General features: G+C 63.2%; 13 protein-coding genes. 6 read left to right on the top strand and 7 right to left on the bottom strand.

Features of this window, described 5'->3' with window-relative positions; genetic code table 11:
• Positions 1–71: 71 nt before the first annotated feature.
• Complete coding sequence (locus tag XH88_RS28510; RefSeq protein ID WP_271671547.1) at positions 72–887, top strand: hypothetical protein; 816 nt, start codon at positions 72–74, stop codon at positions 885–887.
• A gap of 145 nt (positions 888–1,032) precedes the next feature.
• Complete coding sequence (ftsH, locus tag XH88_RS28505; RefSeq protein ID WP_442868486.1) at positions 1,033–2,931, top strand: ATP-dependent zinc metalloprotease FtsH; 1,899 nt, start codon at positions 1,033–1,035, stop codon at positions 2,929–2,931.
• Positions 2,932–2,975: 44 nt separating this feature from the next.
• On the opposite strand, the gene XH88_RS28500 is transcribed toward ftsH, so the two are convergent.
• From XH88_RS28500 to XH88_RS28470, 7 genes are read right to left on the bottom strand one after another with little or no spacing between them, the layout of a single operon-like run.
• Positions 2,976–3,971, bottom strand: a complete 996-nt coding sequence (locus XH88_RS28500; RefSeq protein ID WP_271671545.1) for an FAD:protein FMN transferase — start codon at positions 3,969–3,971, stop codon at positions 2,976–2,978.
• Positions 3,968–4,537: a nitrous oxide reductase accessory protein NosL gene (locus tag XH88_RS28495; protein WP_271671544.1), complete on the bottom strand. Its 570-nt coding sequence runs from the start codon at positions 4,535–4,537 to the stop codon at positions 3,968–3,970. The genes XH88_RS28500 and XH88_RS28495 overlap by 4 nt, the downstream gene beginning before the upstream one ends.
• The gene (locus tag XH88_RS28490; RefSeq protein WP_271671543.1) at positions 4,534–5,361 is read right to left on the bottom strand and encodes an ABC transporter permease; all 828 of its coding nucleotides are present in this window, start codon (positions 5,359–5,361) and stop codon (positions 4,534–4,536) included. The genes XH88_RS28495 and XH88_RS28490 overlap by 4 nt, the downstream gene beginning before the upstream one ends.
• On the bottom strand, positions 5,361–6,275 hold the full coding sequence (locus XH88_RS28485; protein ID WP_271671542.1) for an ABC transporter ATP-binding protein: 915 nt from the start codon (positions 6,273–6,275) through the stop codon (positions 5,361–5,363). Before XH88_RS28485 ends, XH88_RS28490 begins: the two co-directional genes overlap by 1 nt.
• Complete coding sequence (locus tag XH88_RS28480; RefSeq protein WP_271671541.1) at positions 6,272–7,633, bottom strand: nitrous oxide reductase family maturation protein NosD; 1,362 nt, start codon at positions 7,631–7,633, stop codon at positions 6,272–6,274. Before XH88_RS28480 ends, XH88_RS28485 begins: the two co-directional genes overlap by 4 nt.
• A 13-nt stretch (positions 7,634–7,646) precedes the next feature.
• Positions 7,647–9,590 carry a TAT-dependent nitrous-oxide reductase gene (gene nosZ / locus XH88_RS28475; RefSeq protein ID WP_271671540.1) on the bottom strand — a complete coding sequence of 648 codons (1,944 nt, stop codon included), beginning with the start codon at positions 9,588–9,590 and terminating at the stop codon, positions 7,647–7,649.
• Positions 9,591–9,613: 23 nt separating this feature from the next.
• Positions 9,614–11,836 carry a NosR/NirI family protein gene (locus tag XH88_RS28470; RefSeq protein ID WP_271671585.1) on the bottom strand — a complete coding sequence of 741 codons (2,223 nt, stop codon included), beginning with the start codon at positions 11,834–11,836 and terminating at the stop codon, positions 9,614–9,616.
• Between the two features lie 250 nt (positions 11,837–12,086).
• Here XH88_RS28470 and XH88_RS28465 point away from each other — a divergent pair, with 250 nt between their 5' ends.
• The 4 genes from XH88_RS28465 to XH88_RS28450 all read left to right on the top strand — a co-directional run bounded on the left by XH88_RS28465 (position 12,087) and on the right by XH88_RS28450 (position 18,106).
• Entirely contained in the window at positions 12,087–12,962 is an 876-nt protein-coding gene (locus tag XH88_RS28465; protein WP_271671539.1) for a ferritin-like domain-containing protein, read from the top strand.
• Between the two features lie 545 nt (positions 12,963–13,507).
• A complete protein-coding gene (locus XH88_RS28460; RefSeq protein WP_271671538.1) occupies positions 13,508–14,527 on the top strand; it encodes a TRAP transporter substrate-binding protein in 1,020 nt (339 codons plus the stop codon).
• 15 nt (positions 14,528–14,542) lie between these two features.
• Complete coding sequence (locus tag XH88_RS28455) at positions 14,543–16,432, top strand: TRAP transporter large permease (protein ID WP_271671537.1); 1,890 nt, start codon at positions 14,543–14,545, stop codon at positions 16,430–16,432.
• A gap of 24 nt (positions 16,433–16,456) precedes the next feature.
• Positions 16,457–18,106 carry an acyl-CoA synthetase gene (locus tag XH88_RS28450; protein ID WP_271671536.1) on the top strand — a complete coding sequence of 550 codons (1,650 nt, stop codon included), beginning with the start codon at positions 16,457–16,459 and terminating at the stop codon, positions 18,104–18,106.
• The last annotated feature ends 27 nt before the right edge of the window (positions 18,107–18,133 follow it).

Genomic DNA, 18,133 nt, shown 5'->3' with positions numbered 1-18,133 from the left:
CGGGATGAACCTTCGCGCCCGCCACGGCCACAAAGACTGGAGATCATTCCTGTCTTGCGGATATCGTCGCGATGAGATCGCTTGCCGTGCTCTGCCTGCTCGCCTTCGCCACGCCCGTGCACGCGGATTCTCCCGAGGAGCACTATCTCGATCTTCGCGAGCGCTACGTCGCAAGGTTCTCGAAGGCCAAGGAGAGCGACGAAACCTACAAGCAGCACGAGGCGGCGCTCAACGAGTTGACCGGCGTGCTGCGCGGCATCGTCGGACGGGTCACGATCAAGGGCCTGCCGGCCGACGGCAAGTCGAACGTCGATACGCTGTTTAGGGAAGACATCGGCTTCGGCCATCTCGACGGGCTCGGCTTCGCCACCGAAGGCGACAAGCAGCAGGCCGTTGTGACCACGGCCACGCTGCTCAAGCACTGGCTGCGCGAACACAGCAACGACGGCATGCCGCAGCAGGTCGATGCGGCATTCCGGTCGGACCGATTCTACTATCAGGCGATCCAGGACGCCGCCTTTGCCAAATATGCGGAATTGCCGATCACCAAGCCCGCATCCGCGAGTGTGGCCGTGGCCGTGCTCGGCCTTCGCGGCAATGGCGGTCTGAAGGGGGCGCCGCATGAAATCGACGTCGTCGCGATGCAGGGCGAGAAGGTCTATTTCCTCGCCGCCACCGACGCCGTCAAGACAGCCGAGATTCCGGCTTGCGAGAAGATCTGGAAGCAGATGATGGCGAGGAAGGCTCCGCAGGATTCCATGGCCAGGGAAGACCAGGCGATGGACGCCTACACCAAATGCTTCGCCAGGGAAGCGCCCAGCCAGAGCTGGTTCGGGGCGGCCGTCAAGAAGGCGCAGAGCCAGCTTGAGCTGCTGCCGCTGCGCTAGAGCGTCGGACATCGCTGCGACTGCCGGCATCGCCACTGCGAGCCCTCCGCCCTAAAGGCGCTGCCTTGCGGCCAGCGCCGCGTTGACCTGAGTCAAGTGTAAGTCACCGCTGCGCCGGTAGCTTTCAAAATGGCGGCCGACGCTGATGGAGAAGCAGGTGGATTCCGAACAAATATCGCGCAAGCAGACCATTGCGATGGCCATCATCTTCGTGGGTGGCATGCTGCTCGTCGCGTTCCAGTTCATCTCGACGGCGTACAATTCGATTGAAACCATCCCCTATAGCCAGTTTGAGCAATTGCTCGCCCAGGACAAGCTCGCCGAGGTGTCGGTCGGGACGGACACGATCCAGGGAAAATTGAAGGAGCCGCTTCCGAGCGGAAAATCGGCGTTCGTAACCGCACGGGTTGATCTCGCTTTGGCCGAGAAGCTCGCAGCCAAAGGCGTGAGCGTGACCGGTATTCCAGCCGGCGGCGGACTGCAAAGCCTGCTGTCCTGGATTTTCCCTGTTATCGTCTTCTTCCTGATCTGGTTCTGGCTTGGTCGCGGTGTGACCGGCGGCCAGGGATTTGGGGGACTGATGGCGATCGGCAAGTCCCGCGCCAAGGTCTATGTCGAGAAGGACATCAAGGTCACCTTCGCCGACGTTGCCGGCGTCGACGAGGCGAAGTTCGAGCTTCAGGAAGTGGTTTCATTCCTGAAGGACCCCAAGAGCTACGGCCGTCTGGGCGCCCACGTGCCAAAGGGAATCCTGCTGGTCGGGCCGCCCGGGACCGGGAAGACCCTGCTGGCCCGTGCCGTGGCTGGCGAGGCCGCTGTCCCATTCTTCTCGATCTCCGGCTCGGAATTCGTGGAGATGTTCGTGGGCGTTGGCGCTGCGCGCGTCCGCGACCTGTTTGAACAGGCCCGCAAGGCTGCGCCCTGCATCATCTTCGTGGATGAGCTCGACGCGCTGGGACGCAGCCGCGGGCCGCTCTCGGTCGGCGGCTATGACGAGAAAGAGCAGACCCTCAACCAGCTGCTGTCGGAGCTCGATGGGTTCGACCCAAGCGCCGGGGTCATCCTGCTCGCAGCCACCAATCGGCCCGAGATCCTGGATCCCGCGCTGCTGCGCGCCGGCAGATTCGATCGACAGGTCCTGGTCGACCGGCCGGACAAGAACGGGCGCGTGGCCATTCTCAAGGTGCACGTCCGCAAGATTCGCATGAGCGAGGATGTCGACCTCGAGAAGGTCGCCGGCCTCACGACCGGGTTCACCGGAGCTGATCTGGCCAACCTCATCAACGAGGCCGCGATCGCAGCGACAAGGCGTAGCGGCGAGGAGGTCTCGTTCGCCGATTTCGTGACGGCGATCGAGCGGATCGTGGCCGGAATCGAAAAGAAGAGCAGGGTACTCGGCAAGAACGAAAGGCGCAGGGTTGCGTACCACGAGATGGGGCATGCCCTCGTCGCCGCGAGCCTGCCTGGCGTCGATCCCGTGCAGAAGGTGTCGATTATCCCACGCGGGATCGGGGCGCTGGGATACACCATCCAGCGTCCGACCGAGGACAGGTTCTTGCTCACGGTCGAGGAACTGAAGAACCGCATTGCCGTGCTAATGGGAGGACGCGCCTCCGAGCGCCTGATTTTCGACGGAGCCATTTCGACCGGCGCCGCTGACGATCTTCAACGCGCGACCGAAGTCGCGATCGAGATGGTGACCAAATACGGCATGGACGAGACTGTCGGGCAACGCACCTATGCGCCGAAACCTCAGGCCTTTATGGCTGCCACCCAGGATACCATCGTTGCGGCCGCGGAAGCGACGGGCCGTGAGATCGACCTTGCGGTGCGGAATCTGGTCGAGGAGGGCGACCGTCGTGCTCGCGATATCCTGCAACGGCGGCGAGTCGACCTCGATGCCGGCGTCGAATTATTGATCGCAAATGAAACGATCACGGCGGAGCAGTTTGCACCGTTGCTCGGCAAGACCCCCGAGGCGGCAAGTCGAACCTCGGCACGCGGTTCACGTGCGATATCGGCTTCGGCCAGCTCGACGGGCTAGGATTTGCCGCGCTCCGTTCTCCGCGTCGGACGATCGAAGAACCGCTATGCGATGAGTTCGGTGGATTGGCCAGCGTCATTGATGAGGTGCACGCGGTCGATCTCGACACGCGGCAGCAACGATCGAATGTCCTTCTCCGGCATGAAGCTGAACGCTGTGGACAAGGCGTCTGCCGCGGTCGCGTTGCGCGACACCGTGGTCACGCTGCGATAGCGGTGAGCGCATCCGCCGGTTCGCGGATCGAACAGGTGGTTGAATTGGGCCCGGGGATCGAACCTGAAACCATAATTGCCCGAGGTGGACACTGCACGGTCGGCAATCGGAAGCACCGCTTTCGTCTGGCCCGTAACGTCCGGATCGGCGATGCCGATCTCCCATGGTCGTCCATCCGGTCGCGTGCCAATCGCTCGAGCTTCCCCCATATCGACCAGGCTGTGGGCCACGCCGTGGGCCCGCAGCAAGTCCACCACCTTGTCCGTGACATAGCCTTGCGCAATTCCGTTCAGAGTGACCGCCATGCCGCGGGGCATCACGATGCGGTCGCGGCCGACCGTCATGCGGTCGCTCCCGATGTGCGCGAGCGCGGCCTGGATCGCCGCCGCCGCCGGGCCCGCCGGGTCGGCGTCATCTTGCGAGAAATGGCTGGCGTAGAGATCCCACAGCGGCTGCACGGTCACATCGAACAGTCCGCCCGTCAGCCTCGCGTAGTGCTGCGAGGTCGATAGCAGGTCGACCATCTCGGCGGCGGGATCAACCAGGATCCCGGTGCGGTTCAATTCGACCAGGGCTGAATCGTTCAAGTAAAGGCTGAACAGCCGCTCGAGCCGGCGCGCCTCGGCGCAAGCGAGTGCGATCAGTCGCTCCGCCCGGCTGCGGTCCTCGTGGTGAATCTCCATCGTCGCGACCGCCCCCAGCATCGTGCCTTGCCAGACGGCTGGCGCGACCTCGGCGCGAACGAAGCGCCCGCTGGACAGCAGGCCGAGACCCGCTGCTGCGGCACTGATCCTGATGAAGCGTCGCCGCGTCGGCATTTGTGTCATGGTTGCCCCTTCGATCGCTCAGCCGGCAGCCCGTCGGTCGCTTCGGACGCCGCACCAATGTCGGCAGTTGCCGACGTCAAGACATAGTCGCGAGGCACTTCGTCGAAGCTTACGATCCTGCCGCCATTTTCGTCGGCGAACTTCTCGGCTGCGCCGCGGTCGGAGAACGGAACGGCCTCATCTCCTCCCATGCCGCTTCTGACCCGGCTTTCGATCACGAACAGCGCCTTGTGCGCCTCGACCCAATTGTCGGGGCCCGGCTTGTCCCAGCTCGGCGCTTTGGCCATGTCGGAGACGTAGATCGCCTGAATGTCCTTGGGCTCATCCGGCAGACGGGTAAACGCGAGTGTGTCGCGCACGGACGAGAACCAGACGGGCTCCATCAGGCTGGCGACGAAGATATGCCCTTTCGGCCCCGGGTGCTCCAGCACGTTCATGCCGCAATAGTGGCCGATGTCCTCCGCGGTCATCCGCTGCGGCGGCGGAATTTTCGCAGCCTGTTTCTCGTTGCAGCCCGCAAGTGCGAGCGGCAGCAACAATGTGCAAGCAATCGCCCATTGTCTCATAGCTCTCTCCGCGAGAAAGCGAGCGCGGCCAGTGCCAGCGGAACCATGGTCCAGCAGAGCAGGGCGGCCAGAAGCACAGGCACTGTCAGCGACGTGCTTTGCGCGAGGCCGGCCATGCCGGCAAAGGTGCTGACATTGGCGAACCCGGTCAGATTGATCAGCCGGTAAGCATCGGTCGGATTCGACAGCAGCATGGCGTTGAGCGCTGTCGGTGAGATGTTGCGTCCCTGGTCGAGGGCAAGCACGCCCAGCAGCGCCATGTCGTAGATCAGGACCAGCAGCAGCCACAACCCGATGCAGATGCCGGCCGCGGTTCCCCGGTCACGCACAAGCGCGCTGACCAGGTATCCGATCGCCACGAAAGCTGCGCCCAACAGCACGGAGGAGCCGATCATCGCCATGAACGCCAGCAGGCTATCGGTATCGATGTGGCTGCCTGTCGCCGCCAATGCCCCGACGGCAAGCCCATAGCCGAGGCAGGTCGCGAAGGCGAGAACGGCGAGATGGCCCAGGAACTTGCCGAGCAACACCTGCCAGCGCGCGACCGGATAGCTCAGCAGCAACAGCATCGTTCCGCGCTCCATCTCGCCGACGATGGCGTCGTGGGAGATCAGAAGCGCGATCAGCGGAACCAGAAAGATCGTCAGGCTCGACAGGCTGACGATGACCACGTCGAGCGCGCGAACCCCGACGTTCCCGGTTGGCGCGCTGCCGAGAAAGCTCAGCGACAGCGCAAGCCCGGCGAGCAGCAGCGTAGCCGCGAGCACCCAGCGATTGCGAATGGCCTGGTGGATCTCCTTGGCTGCGACGATCAGGACATTCATCACGCCTGCTCCGATTGCCTGAGGAAGTGAGCGTAAAGCTCATCCAGGGACGGCGGAACCACGTCGACGTCCTCGACCGAATTGCCCAAGGCCGTCGCGCGGTGCAGCAGCTCGATCTTTCGCTCCGGCGCGGCGTCGATCTCGACGATGTGGCCATTCAAACGGCGGCAGGTCACATCCTGAGGGGCCCAGCCCGGCAGTTCGCTCGGAGCAAGGCCCGAGACCTTGAGACGGATCCTGGTGGGCAGCTGGGCGAGCCGGCGCAGCTCTGCGATCGATCCGTCCGCGACCTTGATACCTCGGTTCATGATGATGACCCGGCCGGCGCGCTCCTCGAGTTCTGTGAGGACGTGAGATGACAGCAACACGGTGGCACCATCGGCCGCAAGCCGCTGGATGACGTCGTAGAAGGTCTGACGCAGCTCCGGATCGAGTCCGGTGGTCGGCTCGTCCAGCAGCAGAACCCGCGGACGTCCGATCAACGCCTGCGCCAGTCCGAGGCGCTGGCGCATGCCCTTCGAATAGGTACCGACCCGGCGACGGCTGGCCGCTCCCAGCCCGACGGTGTCGAGCAGATCGAGCGCCGTCGCCACCGGCTCGCGCTTCAGCCTGGCGTAGAAGGCCTGAGTCTCGCGCGCGGTCAGCGCGGCGTCGAAGGAGACATTCTCCGGCAGGTATCCAAGTTGCCGGCGGCCGGCAAATTCGCCGGCGGCAGGATTGTCTCCGAGAACCTCGATGGAGCCGCCGGTCGGCCGTATCAGCCCCAGCATCAGTTTCATGAGTGTGGTCTTGCCGGCGCCGTTATGGCCGATCAGGGCCACCAGCTCGCCTTCGTTGAGCTCGAACGAGGCGTCGCGGACGGCTTTGACACTGCCGTAATCTTTCGTGACGCCGGAGATGCGCACCGTCTTCATCGCCGCGCCTCCTGGGCCGTGCGACGCGGGGGCGGGGAGATCAGAGGGTGGCTATCGATGACGCCTCCCGGCAGCAGGGCCGGGAATTGCGCCTGCGCCCAGCGGATCACCTGGACGGCGGGGCTGTTGATGAGGACCTTTGCAGCGGGCGCAGTCCACAGCACGCGATCGATGAGATCGTTCGGCCGATACGCCGTATCGGCGATTCCGTCGCCGTTGAGGTCGAATGCCGGATTGTCGCTCCAGTAATTGCCGCGCCCGCCGCTCGACCAATCCAGGTTGCGCGTGCCAACGTATTTCACCTGGTTGGCGTTGTTCACGAAGGCGTTGCCCGTGATCTCGTTGCCTTCGGAGCCGGCGGTGAAGTGCACGCCGATGGCGCAGCGCTCGAACCAGTTGTTGCGGAACTTATTGTGGTTGGCGTTGTAGATGAACACGCATTTTTCGGGGCCGCTCCGAAGCGGGCGCGCCCGCGCCGAGTCCGGAAGCATGTCTCGTTCGTCGTCAAGACCGCTGTCCGTCGCATCCATTGACGAGCTCAGCGGGCCGCCTGTGACACGGTTGCCGTCGATGTCGGCGTAGTTCGCGTAGTTGAACAGGAATCCGTGGTCGCGATCGTGATCGGAGACGTTGCCGCGGATCACCAGCCGGTTCGAATACATGATAGCGTATCCGACATGATTGCCGATCGAGACGTTGCCGCTGACTTCGCTGTCATTGGTGTACATGTAATGAATCGCGAAGCGGACCTGGTCGAAACGGTTGTTGATGAAGCGGTCCTTGCTGCTCGAGACCGAGAAGATGCCGTCGCGGCCGTAACGGAACGTGTTGTCCGCGATGGTGACGTCGGGGGCATTCCAGAGCGAGATGCCGTTGCCGGCCTCGCTGAGACGGCCGCCGCGCAGACCCTCGATGTCGTTGCGTGCGACCCGCGAACCCCGGGCGCCGTGCACGTAGATACCGAACAGGTTTTCCACCAGTCGGTTACCCTCGATCGTCGCGCGTTCGGCCGTCTTCTCCAGGAAGATTCCGGAGTTCATGGCCTGCAGATCGCGGCCGGATCCCCGGATGGTCACGCCGCGGACCGTGACATCAGGCGCGTTGACCGTGATGACGCTGTCGGTGCCGCCACCGTCGAGCACTGCGGCCTGCCTGCCGACCAGCTGCAACGAACGATCGATCCGGACCGAGCCGTGATAGTCGCCGGGGGAGAGCTCGACGACGTCGCCGGCGTGCGCGCTATCCAGCAACGCCTGCAACGGCTGCCCCGGCGTGGCCGTCAGGGTCTCCGCGCTGGCGAAGCCGAATACCCCGGCGGCGGCCAGCGCCGCCGGGACCATGCGCAACAAGACGTTCACGAGCTCACTCCCGTCAGACCGACTTCGGCTCGACCAACATCCGGCCTTTCATTTCCATGTGCATGGCGTGGCAGAACCAGGAGCAGTAATACCAGTAAACTCCCGGCTTGCTGGCCGTGAACGTCACGGACGCGGTGGCCATCGGCGCGACTTCCATCTGGATACCATAGTTCACGATGCAGAAGCCGTGGGTGAGATCCTCGACCGCATCGATATTGGTAATGTAGACGGTAACCTCGTCACCCTGTTTGACATCGAACTTCTCGAGGCCAAACGCCGGCGCGGTCGAGGTCATGTAGACGCGCACCTTGTTGCCGTCGCGAATAATCTTCGAATCCGCCTCCAGATTGACGCCGTCCGCCTTGGCCTGCTTGACCGCATCCGCAAACATCGGATCCGCGCGGTCCCAGATCGAGATCGGGTTGATCTTGGAACGGTGAACGATGGTCGCATCATGCGGCTCGGCGAAGCTGGGGCCATCGTGAACCAGCTTCATCTGGTCGCCCGAGATGTCGATCAGCTGATCGTTCTCGGGCTTGAGCGGTCCGACGTTCAGGAAGCGGTCCTTGGAGAACTTGTTCAGCGAGATCAGCCATTTTCCGTCGGCCTCCTTGGTCTGCCCCATGGAGCTGTGGTTGTGACCCGGCTGATAGTGCACGTCGAGCTTCTGGAGGATGGGATTGACCTTTTCTCCCTTGAAGGCTCGCTTGGCCAGATCGATGTTCCATTTGACGATCTGGCTGTCGAGGAACAGGGTCGTATAGGCGTTGCCCTTGCCGTCATAGGCCGTATGCAGCGGTCCGAGGCCGAGTTCGGGCTCGGCGACGACGACGTCGCGCGGCTTGATCTTATCGTCGAACAACTGGTCGAAAAGCCGCACGTCCATGACGGTGACGGTCGGGGAGAGCTTTCCGGCGGCGACGATGTGGATGCCGTCCGGCGCCGTGTTCATGCCGTGCGGATTGTTCGAGACAGGTACGTACCGGGTATAGGCTGACCCCTTGCGGCCGTCGATCACGGGCACGCCGTTCATTTCCTTGAAGTCGCCTTTCTTGACGGCCTCCTCGATTCGCTTGATGTTGAAGATGACGACCCAATCCTGTTCGTTTGCCGTCATTTCAGCCAGAGTGACGCCTTCCTCGCCGTTGTAGCAGGTCGAGAACGCGTACTTGCCCTGGTAGTCAGCATCGACGTTGTCGAGATTGCCGCTGACGATCACCTGCCAGGCGACCTTCATCGTGTCGCCGTCGATCGCACTGAAGATCGACCGATACTGTTTGGGATCGTCCAGGACCTTGCCGTCATTGGGCAGGGGCACACCATCCTCGCCATTGGCAAACACGTAACCGGTGCGCGGATATTTCTGCACCCTCAAGCCGTGGACCGTATGCTGGTTGGGCAGCTCGATGATCTTGTCGCACTTCATCACGTCGAGCCGCACCCGCGCGACGCGCGTGTTGGCCTTGTCGTTCATGAAGGCGTAGCGGCCGTCATAAGTGCCGTCCGTGAAGGAGATATGCGGATGGTGGAGATCGCCGTTCAGGAACGTGCCGCCACGCGTCTTGAGGAATTCGCGCGTGGCGGGCTGCAGGCCCTCGGTGAGAACCTTGAGGCTTTCATTGGTCAGGCCCCAGCCGGTCGCGCTGCAGCGGTTGAACACCGGAACGCGCATCAGCTCGCGCATCGAGGGGAGGCCGAGGATCCGCATCTCGCCGGACTGTCCGCTCGAAAAGAACACGTAGTATTCGTCGAGTTCGCCAGGCGCCACTTCCGCCTTCTGCAGCCCCGGTCGCGCCGGCGCTGCCGCGGGTGCCTTCGTTTGAGCGTCGGCGGGCGAGATGAATCCGCCGCTGTCCTTCAGGGTCGCTCCGCCTGCCAGGCCCATGCCCGCAGCGGCCGCTGTTGTTCCCAGCACCGTTCGTCGGCTGACGCCCTTTGCTCTGTCGTTGTCGCTCATGATTGCCTCCTCGGCTTTCGGTTTCAGGTTTCAGGTGGAGAGGTGACGGCTGATACGCCGACAGGCTTGCCGCCAGCGGTGATAACGGTGGCGGGCCCCTTGCCGCCCGCGCGCATCGAGGGCGATGACAACGCCTGACGCTTCTCGCGCTTCAGCCGCACCTGGATCATGTGCGGACAGCGATGGTCGTCGTAGTAGAGCTCCTGGCAATGCATGCAGTAGATGCATTCATTGACGTTGATATGTCCCTCGGGATGGATCGACTGCACCGGACACTCCTTGGCGCAGCGCTGGCATGGTGAGCCGCATTCCTGCCAGCGGCGAAGCCATTCGAACGTCCTCAGGCGTCCAGGAATCGCAAGCGCTGCACCGAGCGGACAGAGGTAGCGGCAGAAAAAGCGCTCGATGAAGAGGCCGATCACGAGCAGCGCCACCGCGTAAAGGACGAACGGCCATTGGCCCGCGAACTTCAGGATGATTGCCGTCTTGAACGGTTCGATCTCGGCAAACCGTTCGGCCATGTCGACGGAGTAGAGCGACAAGCCGAACAGCCCCAGGAAGACGATATACTTGATAGGCCAGAGCCGCTCGTGCAGTCCCCACGGCACCGTGATTTGCGGCACCTTCAACCATTTGGCGGCCTGGTTGGTCAGCTCCTGCAGCGCGCCGAAGGGACATAGCCAGCCGCAGAACGGACCGCGCCCCCAGAATAGAAGACCTCCCGCCGTCGCTGCCCACAGAATGAAGATCAGCGGAGCGGCGAGAAAGAATTCCCAGTGAAAGCCGGTCACCAGCGCATTGGTGAAGGTGACGACATTGACCACCGAGAGCTGGGCGTTTGCGTACCAGCCCAGCCAGACCAGGACGAGGGCGAGATAGCCTCGCCGAACCCAATTGTAGAGCACCGGACGGCGCACCAGCAGGTTCTGGAAGAAGAAGATGCCGGTGAGGGCGGCCAGCATGAACGCTGTAATACCGACCGAGACCGTGTTCGCACGCCAGATCCGCATCCAGAGCGGCTCATCCGTCTCCGGCGGCGGGGCGGCCGCTGCCGGCGCCTGCGCTGCAGGGGCCTGGGCGCTCTCCGGCACGGTGACCGCGCGCTGCTCGCGGCGCATGTATTGATCGGGCAGGGCGTAGTTGATGTCGAATGTCAGGAAAGCCTTGTCGCGTCCGCCCAGGCTTCGCTGCACGAGCAATTGAAGCTGCCAGGGCTGCGTCGGATCGAGCGTGAACTCGGGAGGCGTGACGAACAGTGCGATTTCCTTGAACTCGGGAGCGCCCGCAGCGTCCAGCGCACCAAGTCGCGTATGGTTGCGGTCGCGGAACCGAGTGCTGTTGCCGTCCTGCAAAATCTCGATGCGATCGAAAATGCCGCCGCGTACATAGGCCGAGCCCTTGAAAGAGTAGACGCCATTGCCCGCGACGACGATCGCCTGCTGTCCCGGCTTCAGCCTGTCCTTCAGCCGTTGATAGCCATCGTCGCCGAGCAGGCTGCGGCCGATCGTGGGCGCAGTCACCAGCGCAGCATACAGGTCGATAAAGCTGTCGCTCGCATCGCCGGGCTCGGGATACTGGCTCGCCGCCGCGTTGCCGGACTTTGCGAAGGCCTCATTGACGTCGCCGATCCCGAGACGAAGCCGGCGCACCGAGCCGTCGCCGACGAGACTCTCCCAGTCGCGCACTTCGCTGTGTTCGAGATCGAGAGTCTTGATGACCGGGGGCAGGGCTGCCGATGCCGCCGCGCCGTCTCCGCCGCCGACGCGACCGCTCCGGATCAGCTTGGACGCCGCGCGGACGATGCTGTCGCTCATCACCAGCACCGTGACGGTCGCGCCGCTGACGATATCGACCTGCGGCGGGTTCTCGGCTCCACTGGCGACCGGCTTCATGTTCTTGCCGACCAGCGAATTCATGGCAGCGACGATACGGGCCTCCGGAATGCCGACCAGCACGATCGGTTCCTTGTGATCGACAAGCTTGATGCCGGTGATCACGCCATTCGGATCGATCCCTGCCAGGATGTGGATCGGCTTGCCCGAGTATCCGATGGCGTTGGCCAAATCGGAGTTCAAAAAAACAAATCCCTGCAGCTGGTCGCCGCGATAGACCGGAACAATGGGCGGATCGCCTTGCGGAGGACCAAAACGATCCGCACCGGGGAAAAATTCCGCAGGCGCGAGCTTCGGTAGGTATGTCGGTAAGTCGCTGGCGGCGAAGGCGGGCGAGATGTACGCCAGGCACATCAATAGCCAGCCTGCAAGCGCGAATGCTGCACGCCTCGCGAAGCCATTATTGTCATGCGGCTGCTGCGACATTTCGATTCAAACGCGATCTGCGCGGCCGAGAGGGCCGCGCGTGATGAAAGATTCTTCGTCGATGATTTGTCGCCGCTGACGTGTAAAACTCATCGTCCGCGACCGCATGTGTCAACTCCGCAAAACTCCTTATGTGCGTGCGGAGCCGAACTAGTCGTCTGCATCTGGAGCCATCGTCATGCCATTCCTACGCACGTCATTGCTGAGTGCCGAGCCCGGTGGTGTAGTGGAGTCTCTCGACGAGCTCTTTGCGCTAGCGCATGGAATGGAGCTGGAGGCGGCAAATCGTTACGACGATTTGGCCGAAGAGATGCGCAAGCAGGGCAAGCATGATCTGGCCGATGTGTTCGCGAAGCTGGGTTCCGCGGAGCGCGAGCACGTCGACAGCGTCGCGCAATGGTCACAGTCACGCCGCGGCAAAGTTCCAGATCCCGCGCTAGTGCGCTGGCAAACGCCCGAAGCGATTGATCCGGAAGCTGCCGCAGAGGTGAAGACGTCCCGATTGATGACGCCCTATCGCGCGCTCGCAATGGCGGTCCGCAATGAGGAACGCGCCTTCGCGTTCTGGTCCTATCTCGCGGCCTACTCCGATGATCCCGAGGTCAAGCAGGCGTCCGAGGCCATGGCAAGGGAAGAACTCGGCCATGTTACCGCGCTGCGGAAGGAGAGGCGCCGCGCCTACCATCGCGAGCACGCGCGGGAACCCTCCGCTGGATCAGGAACCGCAACATTGCAGATCGATGCGCGGAGGCTCGAGCTTCGCCTGGCAGACCAGCTTGCTGATCTCGAGCGACATATGAGCGGGCCAAGCGCAGTCCGTACACGGCAGCTGCACGACGAGACGGCCAGGATGGCCGATGCCGCCGCCGATGTCGGCCGCTTTCCGGCCTCGCTCGAAGACAAGGATTCGCTGGAGATCGCCGAGGCCCTGGTCGACAGCTATCTCGATGGGGCCGAACGCTCGGACGACGCTGCGCGCACCGAGCACCTGCAACAGATGGCGGAGAGGGCGATCTCCAGATTGGCCTGGCTCCGTTCTCTTTCGGCGAACTAGCGCTTGCGGTTTGCGGTCAACGGCTGCTTCCGCCAGTGCCGGACACCGCGCCAACCGTCGCCCGCGGCATGTCGGCCAGCCGGATGGCCGATCGGCTTCCTTCGCCTTGGGATGACGCGACTCGATCCACTTCAGAAACAGAGCCTCACTGGCTCGAGCTGCCGTCACGGTTCAGTCTCTGATGGGGCAAGGGGCCAACAACGATCTCGATTTGGCGGAGCACACCTGCTGCGCCGCGTCCTTGATCCGCCGTATCCGCGATTCGCATAAGGTATATTATGGAATATCTTTATATTCAATTTGATCAATGATTTAGGCGAAACTCCTGCCATTGGAGCTTCACAGATCCGACTTTCGAGCCGCCATGGTCTGAGGCATCGATCCGCAGTTTGCACGCACCAGCGGCCTCGTCTGAAAGCCGATATTGCCGCGACCTTGTCCGGCTGCAATAAGCGAGCTTCGCGAGATCGCAGATGACCTTCAGGCCTGACGTCCGTATGGTTTGCGTCTCACAACAAGAACAATTCTTCTGAGGAAGCAGACCCATGAGTTTTTCCCGCCGCACGCTTCTCAAGGCTTCCGCCGCGACCGCCGTCTTTGGCGGTGTCGGCGCACCCTATGTGGCCCGTGCTCAGGCTGCCGAGTTCACCTACAAATACGCCAACAACCTGCCCGATACGCACCCGCTCAATATCCGCGCCAAGGAGATGGCTGCGGCGATCAAGAGCGAAACCAACGGCAAATTCGATCTCCAGATTTTTCCCAATAACCAGCTTGGGTCGGATACCGATATGCTGAGCCAGATCCGTTCCGGCGGCGTCGAGTTTTTCACGCTGTCCGGCCTGATTCTGTCGACCCTGGTACCGGCGGCATCCATCAACGGCATCGGCTTCGCGTTCCCGGATTACGGCACGGTCTGGAAGGCCATGGACGGCGACCTCGGCGCCTATGTCCGCGGCGAGATCAAGAAAGCCGGCCTCGAGGTCATGGACAAGATCTGGGACAACGGCTTCCGCCAGACCACGTCGTCGACCAAGCCCATCAACGGTCCTGACGACTTCAAGGGCTTCAAGATTCGTGTGCCGGTATCTCCGCTGTGGACCTCGATGTTCAAGGCCTTCGACGCCGCGCCCGCCTCGATCAATTTCGCCGAGGTCTATTCCGCGCTTCAGACCAAGATCGTCGAGGGCCAGGAGAACCCGCTGGCGATCATCTCGACGGCAAAGCTCTACGAAGTGCAGAAATACTGCTCGCTGACCAACCACATGTGGGATGGCTTCTGGTTCCTGGCCAACCGGAGAGCCTGGGAAAAACTCCCACAGGACGTGCGCACCATCGTCGCCAAGAACATCAACGCCGCCGCCATCAAGGAGCGTGAGGACACTGCCAAGCTGAATGCTGGTCTCCAGCAGGAGCTCGCGGGCAAGGGTCTGACCTTCAACCAGCCCGCGGTCGCGCCGTTCCGCGACAAGCTGCGCACCGCCGGCTTCTATGCCGAGTGGAAGGGCAAGTATGGCGAGCAGGCCTGGGAGCTGCTGGAAAAGGCCGTCGGCAAGCTGTCGTAACGCGTTGGGGCCGTCATGGCTCAGGTCGAGGTTCAGGTGACCGAAGTCGTGGGCGAGGTGGCTGTTCAGCCCCCTCGCCGATCCTCTCTGCTGGCTTCGCTCGAGCACATCCTCGGCCTCGCTGTCGAAATCCCGGCGGCCATTCTGGTGGTTGTCGAGATCGCGATCCTGTTTGCGGGCGTCGTCGCGCGCTACGGCTTGCACCGGCCGCTGATCTGGTCCGACGAACTCGCCTCGATTCTGTTCCTGTGGCTAGCGATGCTGGGCGCGGCGGTCGCATTTCGCCGCTCCGAGCACATGCGCATGACCGCGGTTGTCGCGCGGGCGCGGCCGGCCATGCGCGCCTATCTCGACCTGATCGCGACCTGCGCAGCGCTCGCGTTCCTTGTGCTGATCATCTGGCCGTCCTGGGACTACGCCTACGAGGAAAGCTTCATCACCACACCCGCGCTGCAGATTTCGAACATGTGGCGCGCCGTCGCGCTGCCGGTCGGGATTTGCCTGATGGCCGCATTCGCGCTGGTCCGGCTGCTCCGCACCGCCGATTATCGCATGGTGCTGACGGCCGTGATCTCCGTCCTCGTCGTGGTCGGCCTGTTCTGGCTGGCGCAGCCCTACTTACGGCCTCTCGGCAATCTCAACCTCGTTATCTTCTTCGTCGGCGTCGCCGGCTTCTGCGTCTTCGCCGGCGTTCCCATTGCGTTCGGCTTTGGCCTCGCAATCTTCGGCTATCTGGCGTTGACCACGCGCACGCCCGTCATGGTGCTCGTCGGGCGGATGGACGAGGGCATGAGCCATTTGATCCTGCTGTCGGTGCCACTGTTCGTGTTCCTCGGGCTTCTGATCGAGATGACAGGCATGGCCCGGGCCATGGTGGCGTTCCTGGGAAGCCTGCTCGGCCACGTCCGCGGCGGCCTGCATTACGTGCTGGTAGGCGCCATGTATCTGGTCTCCGGCATATCGGGCGCCAAGGCCGCCGACATGGCCGCGGTCGCGCCCGTGCTGTTTCCGGAGATGAAGCAGCGCGGCGCCAAGCCCGGCGATCTCGTCGCGCTGCTGGCGGCGACCGGCGCGCAAACCGAAACCATTCCGCCGAGCCTCGTGCTGATCACGATCGGCTCCGTCACCGGCGTCTCGATCGCGGCGCTGTTCACCGGCGGTCTGCTGCCCGGTGTCGTGCTCGCGCTCACGCTGTGCATGCTGGTCTGGTGGCGTTACCGCCACGAGGACATGAGCCATGTCCGCCGCGCCACGGCCTCCGAGATCGGCAAGACCTTCATCTTCGCCCTGCCCGCGCTCGCGCTGCCCTTCGTGATCCGCTACGCCGTCGTCGAGGGCATCGCGACCGCGACTGAGGTCTCCACCATCGGCATCGTCTATGGCGCCCTGGTCGGCCTTCTGGTCTACCGCCGCTTCGACTGGCGGCGGCTGTTTCCGATGCTGGTCGAGACCGCGGCGCTCTCGGGGGCGATCCTGCTGATCATCGGCACGGCCACCGGGATGGCCTGGGGCCTGACCCAATCAGGATTCTCGCGCTCGCTGGCGGCAGCCATGACCGGATTGCCCGGGGGAGCTGCGAGCTTCATCGCCGTGTCTATCCTGGCCTTCACGATCCTCGGCAGCGTACTGGAGGGCATCCCCGCGATCGTGCTGTTCGGACCCCTGCTGTTTCCGATCGCCCGCGCCGTTGGTGTGCATGAAGTGCACTACGCCATGGTGATCATTCTGGCGATGGGTATCGGACTATTCGCTCCGCCCTTCGGCGTCGGCTATTATGCGGCCTGTGCCATTGGACGCGTCGATCCGGCCGACGGCATCAGGCCGATCTGGGGTTATCTGGTGGCGCTGCTGGTGGGATTGATCATCGTCGCGGTCTTCCCCTGGATTTCGATCGGATTCCTGTAAAGCGCGGCGTCACGGAGGGTGTCGATGAGTGATCGGCAGAACCAGTACAATATCGGTCTCGACAAGACTCGCGCCAATTACGTGCCGCTGTCGCCGCTGAGCTTCCTCGCGCGCAGCGCCGCGGTTTATCCGGATCACGTCAGCACGGTTTATGAGGGCCGCAGCTTCACGTGGGCCCAGACGCACGAGCGCTGCAAGCGCTTTGCATCTTATCTCGCCGGCAAAGGCATCGGTGTCGGCGACACCGTGGCGGCGATGCTGCCGAACATCCCGGCGATGAACGAGGCGCATTTCGCGGTCCCGATGACCGGCGCCGTACTCAACGCGCTCAACATCCGGCTCGATGCACCCTCGATCGCGTTTCAGCTCGACCACGGCGGCGCCAGGATCATCCTGGTCGACCCCGAATTTTCCGGTGTGATCACCGACGCGTTGGCGCAGATGGCCGGACCCAAGCCGTTCGTGATCGACGTCGACGATGCCGCCTTCAAGGGCGGCAAGCGCATCGGCGAGATCGAATATGAAGCGGCCGTCGCGCAAGGCGATCCGGATTTTGCGGCGATCACCCCGAGCGACGAATGGGACGCGATCGCGCTGAGCTACACCTCGGGCACGACGGGCAATCCCAAGGGCGTCGTCACCCATCATCGTGGCGCCTACCTGAACGCCGTCAGCAACATCCTCGCCGGCAATCTTGGCCAGCACCCGGTCTATCTCTGGACGCTGCCGATGTTCCATTGCAACGGCTGGTGCTTCCCCTGGACCATCGCGGCAGCCGCCGGCATCAATGTCTGCCTGCGCAAGGTCGAGCCAACACGAATCTTCGAGCTGATCAAGAGCCACGGCGTCACCCATATGTGCGGCGCGCCGATCGTCTACAACACGCTGATCAACGCGCCCGACGCACCGAAGGGCAACGCGGCTCGCCACGTCGTCGGCCTGATCGCCGGCGCTGCGCCGCCTGTCGCGGTGCTGGAAGGCGCCGAGAGCATCGGAATTAAGCTCACGCACGTCTATGGCCTGACCGAGGTCTACGGCCCCGCCTCCGTCTGTGCCGAGCAGCCTGGCTGGGACGATCTTCCCCCCGCCGAGCGCGCGCGCATGAAGCGCCGGCAGGGCGTGCCCTACCCGCTCGAGGAAAACGTCACCGTCATCGATCCCAAGACCATGCAGGAGGTGCCGCGCGACGGTGAGACCATCGGCGAGGTCATGTTCCGCGGCAATATCGTGATGAAGGGATATCTCAAGAACGAGAAAGCAACCAGGGAAGCCTTCGAGGGCGGCTGGTTTCACACCGGCGATCTCGGCGTGCTCGACGAACACGGCTACGTCACGATCAAGGACCGTTCCAAGGACATCATCATCTCCGGCGGCGAAAACGTCTCGTCCGTCGAAGTCGAGGACATTCTCTACAAGCACCCGGCCGTGCTGTTCGCCGCCGTGGTCGCCAAGCCCGATCCGAAATGGGGCGAGGTGCCCTGCGCCTTCATCGAGCTCAAGGACGGCGCGAGCGCGAGCGAGGCCGACATCATCGCCTTCTGCCGCACGCATTTGAGCGGCTTCAAGACGCCGAAGGCCGTCGTGTTCGGGCCGATCCCGAAGACATCGACGGGCAAGATCCAGAAATTCCTGCTGCGCAATGAAGTCGGCTCGGCCAGGGCCATTTCGGCCTGAAGGAGACCGTAGAGCCCTCCGCCTGGG

It is taken from the genome of Bradyrhizobium sp. CCBAU 51627 (genome assembly GCF_028128765.1).
In the GTDB taxonomy this organism is placed as follows: Bacteria; Pseudomonadota; Alphaproteobacteria; order Rhizobiales; family Xanthobacteraceae; genus Bradyrhizobium.
The sequence above is the reverse complement of the archived record's forward strand: the minus strand, read 5'-3'. Positions and strand labels throughout refer to the sequence as shown.

Coding starts and splice junctions, on each gene's coding strand:
- XH88_RS28500 (WP_271671545.1), bottom strand. CDS start 3,971: ATGACACAAATGCCGACGCGGCGACGCTTCATCAGGATCAGTGCCGCA.
- XH88_RS28510 (WP_271671547.1), top strand. CDS start 72: ATGAGATCGCTTGCCGTGCTCTGCCTGCTCGCCTTCGCCACGCCCGTG.
- nosZ (WP_271671540.1), bottom strand. CDS start 9,590: ATGAGCGACAACGACAGAGCAAAGGGCGTCAGCCGACGAACGGTGCTG.
- XH88_RS28495 (WP_271671544.1), bottom strand. CDS start 4,537: ATGAGACAATGGGCGATTGCTTGCACATTGTTGCTGCCGCTCGCACTT.
- XH88_RS28485 (WP_271671542.1), bottom strand. CDS start 6,275: ATGAAGACGGTGCGCATCTCCGGCGTCACGAAAGATTACGGCAGTGTC.
- XH88_RS28470 (WP_271671585.1), bottom strand. CDS start 11,836: ATGTGCCTGGCGTACATCTCGCCCGCCTTCGCCGCCAGCGACTTACCG.
- XH88_RS28460 (WP_271671538.1), top strand. CDS start 13,508: ATGAGTTTTTCCCGCCGCACGCTTCTCAAGGCTTCCGCCGCGACCGCC.
- XH88_RS28450 (WP_271671536.1), top strand. CDS start 16,457: ATGAGTGATCGGCAGAACCAGTACAATATCGGTCTCGACAAGACTCGC.
- ftsH (WP_442868486.1), top strand. CDS start 1,033: ATGGAGAAGCAGGTGGATTCCGAACAAATATCGCGCAAGCAGACCATT.
- XH88_RS28455 (WP_271671537.1), top strand. CDS start 14,543: ATGGCTCAGGTCGAGGTTCAGGTGACCGAAGTCGTGGGCGAGGTGGCT.
- XH88_RS28465 (WP_271671539.1), top strand. CDS start 12,087: ATGCCATTCCTACGCACGTCATTGCTGAGTGCCGAGCCCGGTGGTGTA.
- XH88_RS28490 (WP_271671543.1), bottom strand. CDS start 5,361: ATGAATGTCCTGATCGTCGCAGCCAAGGAGATCCACCAGGCCATTCGC.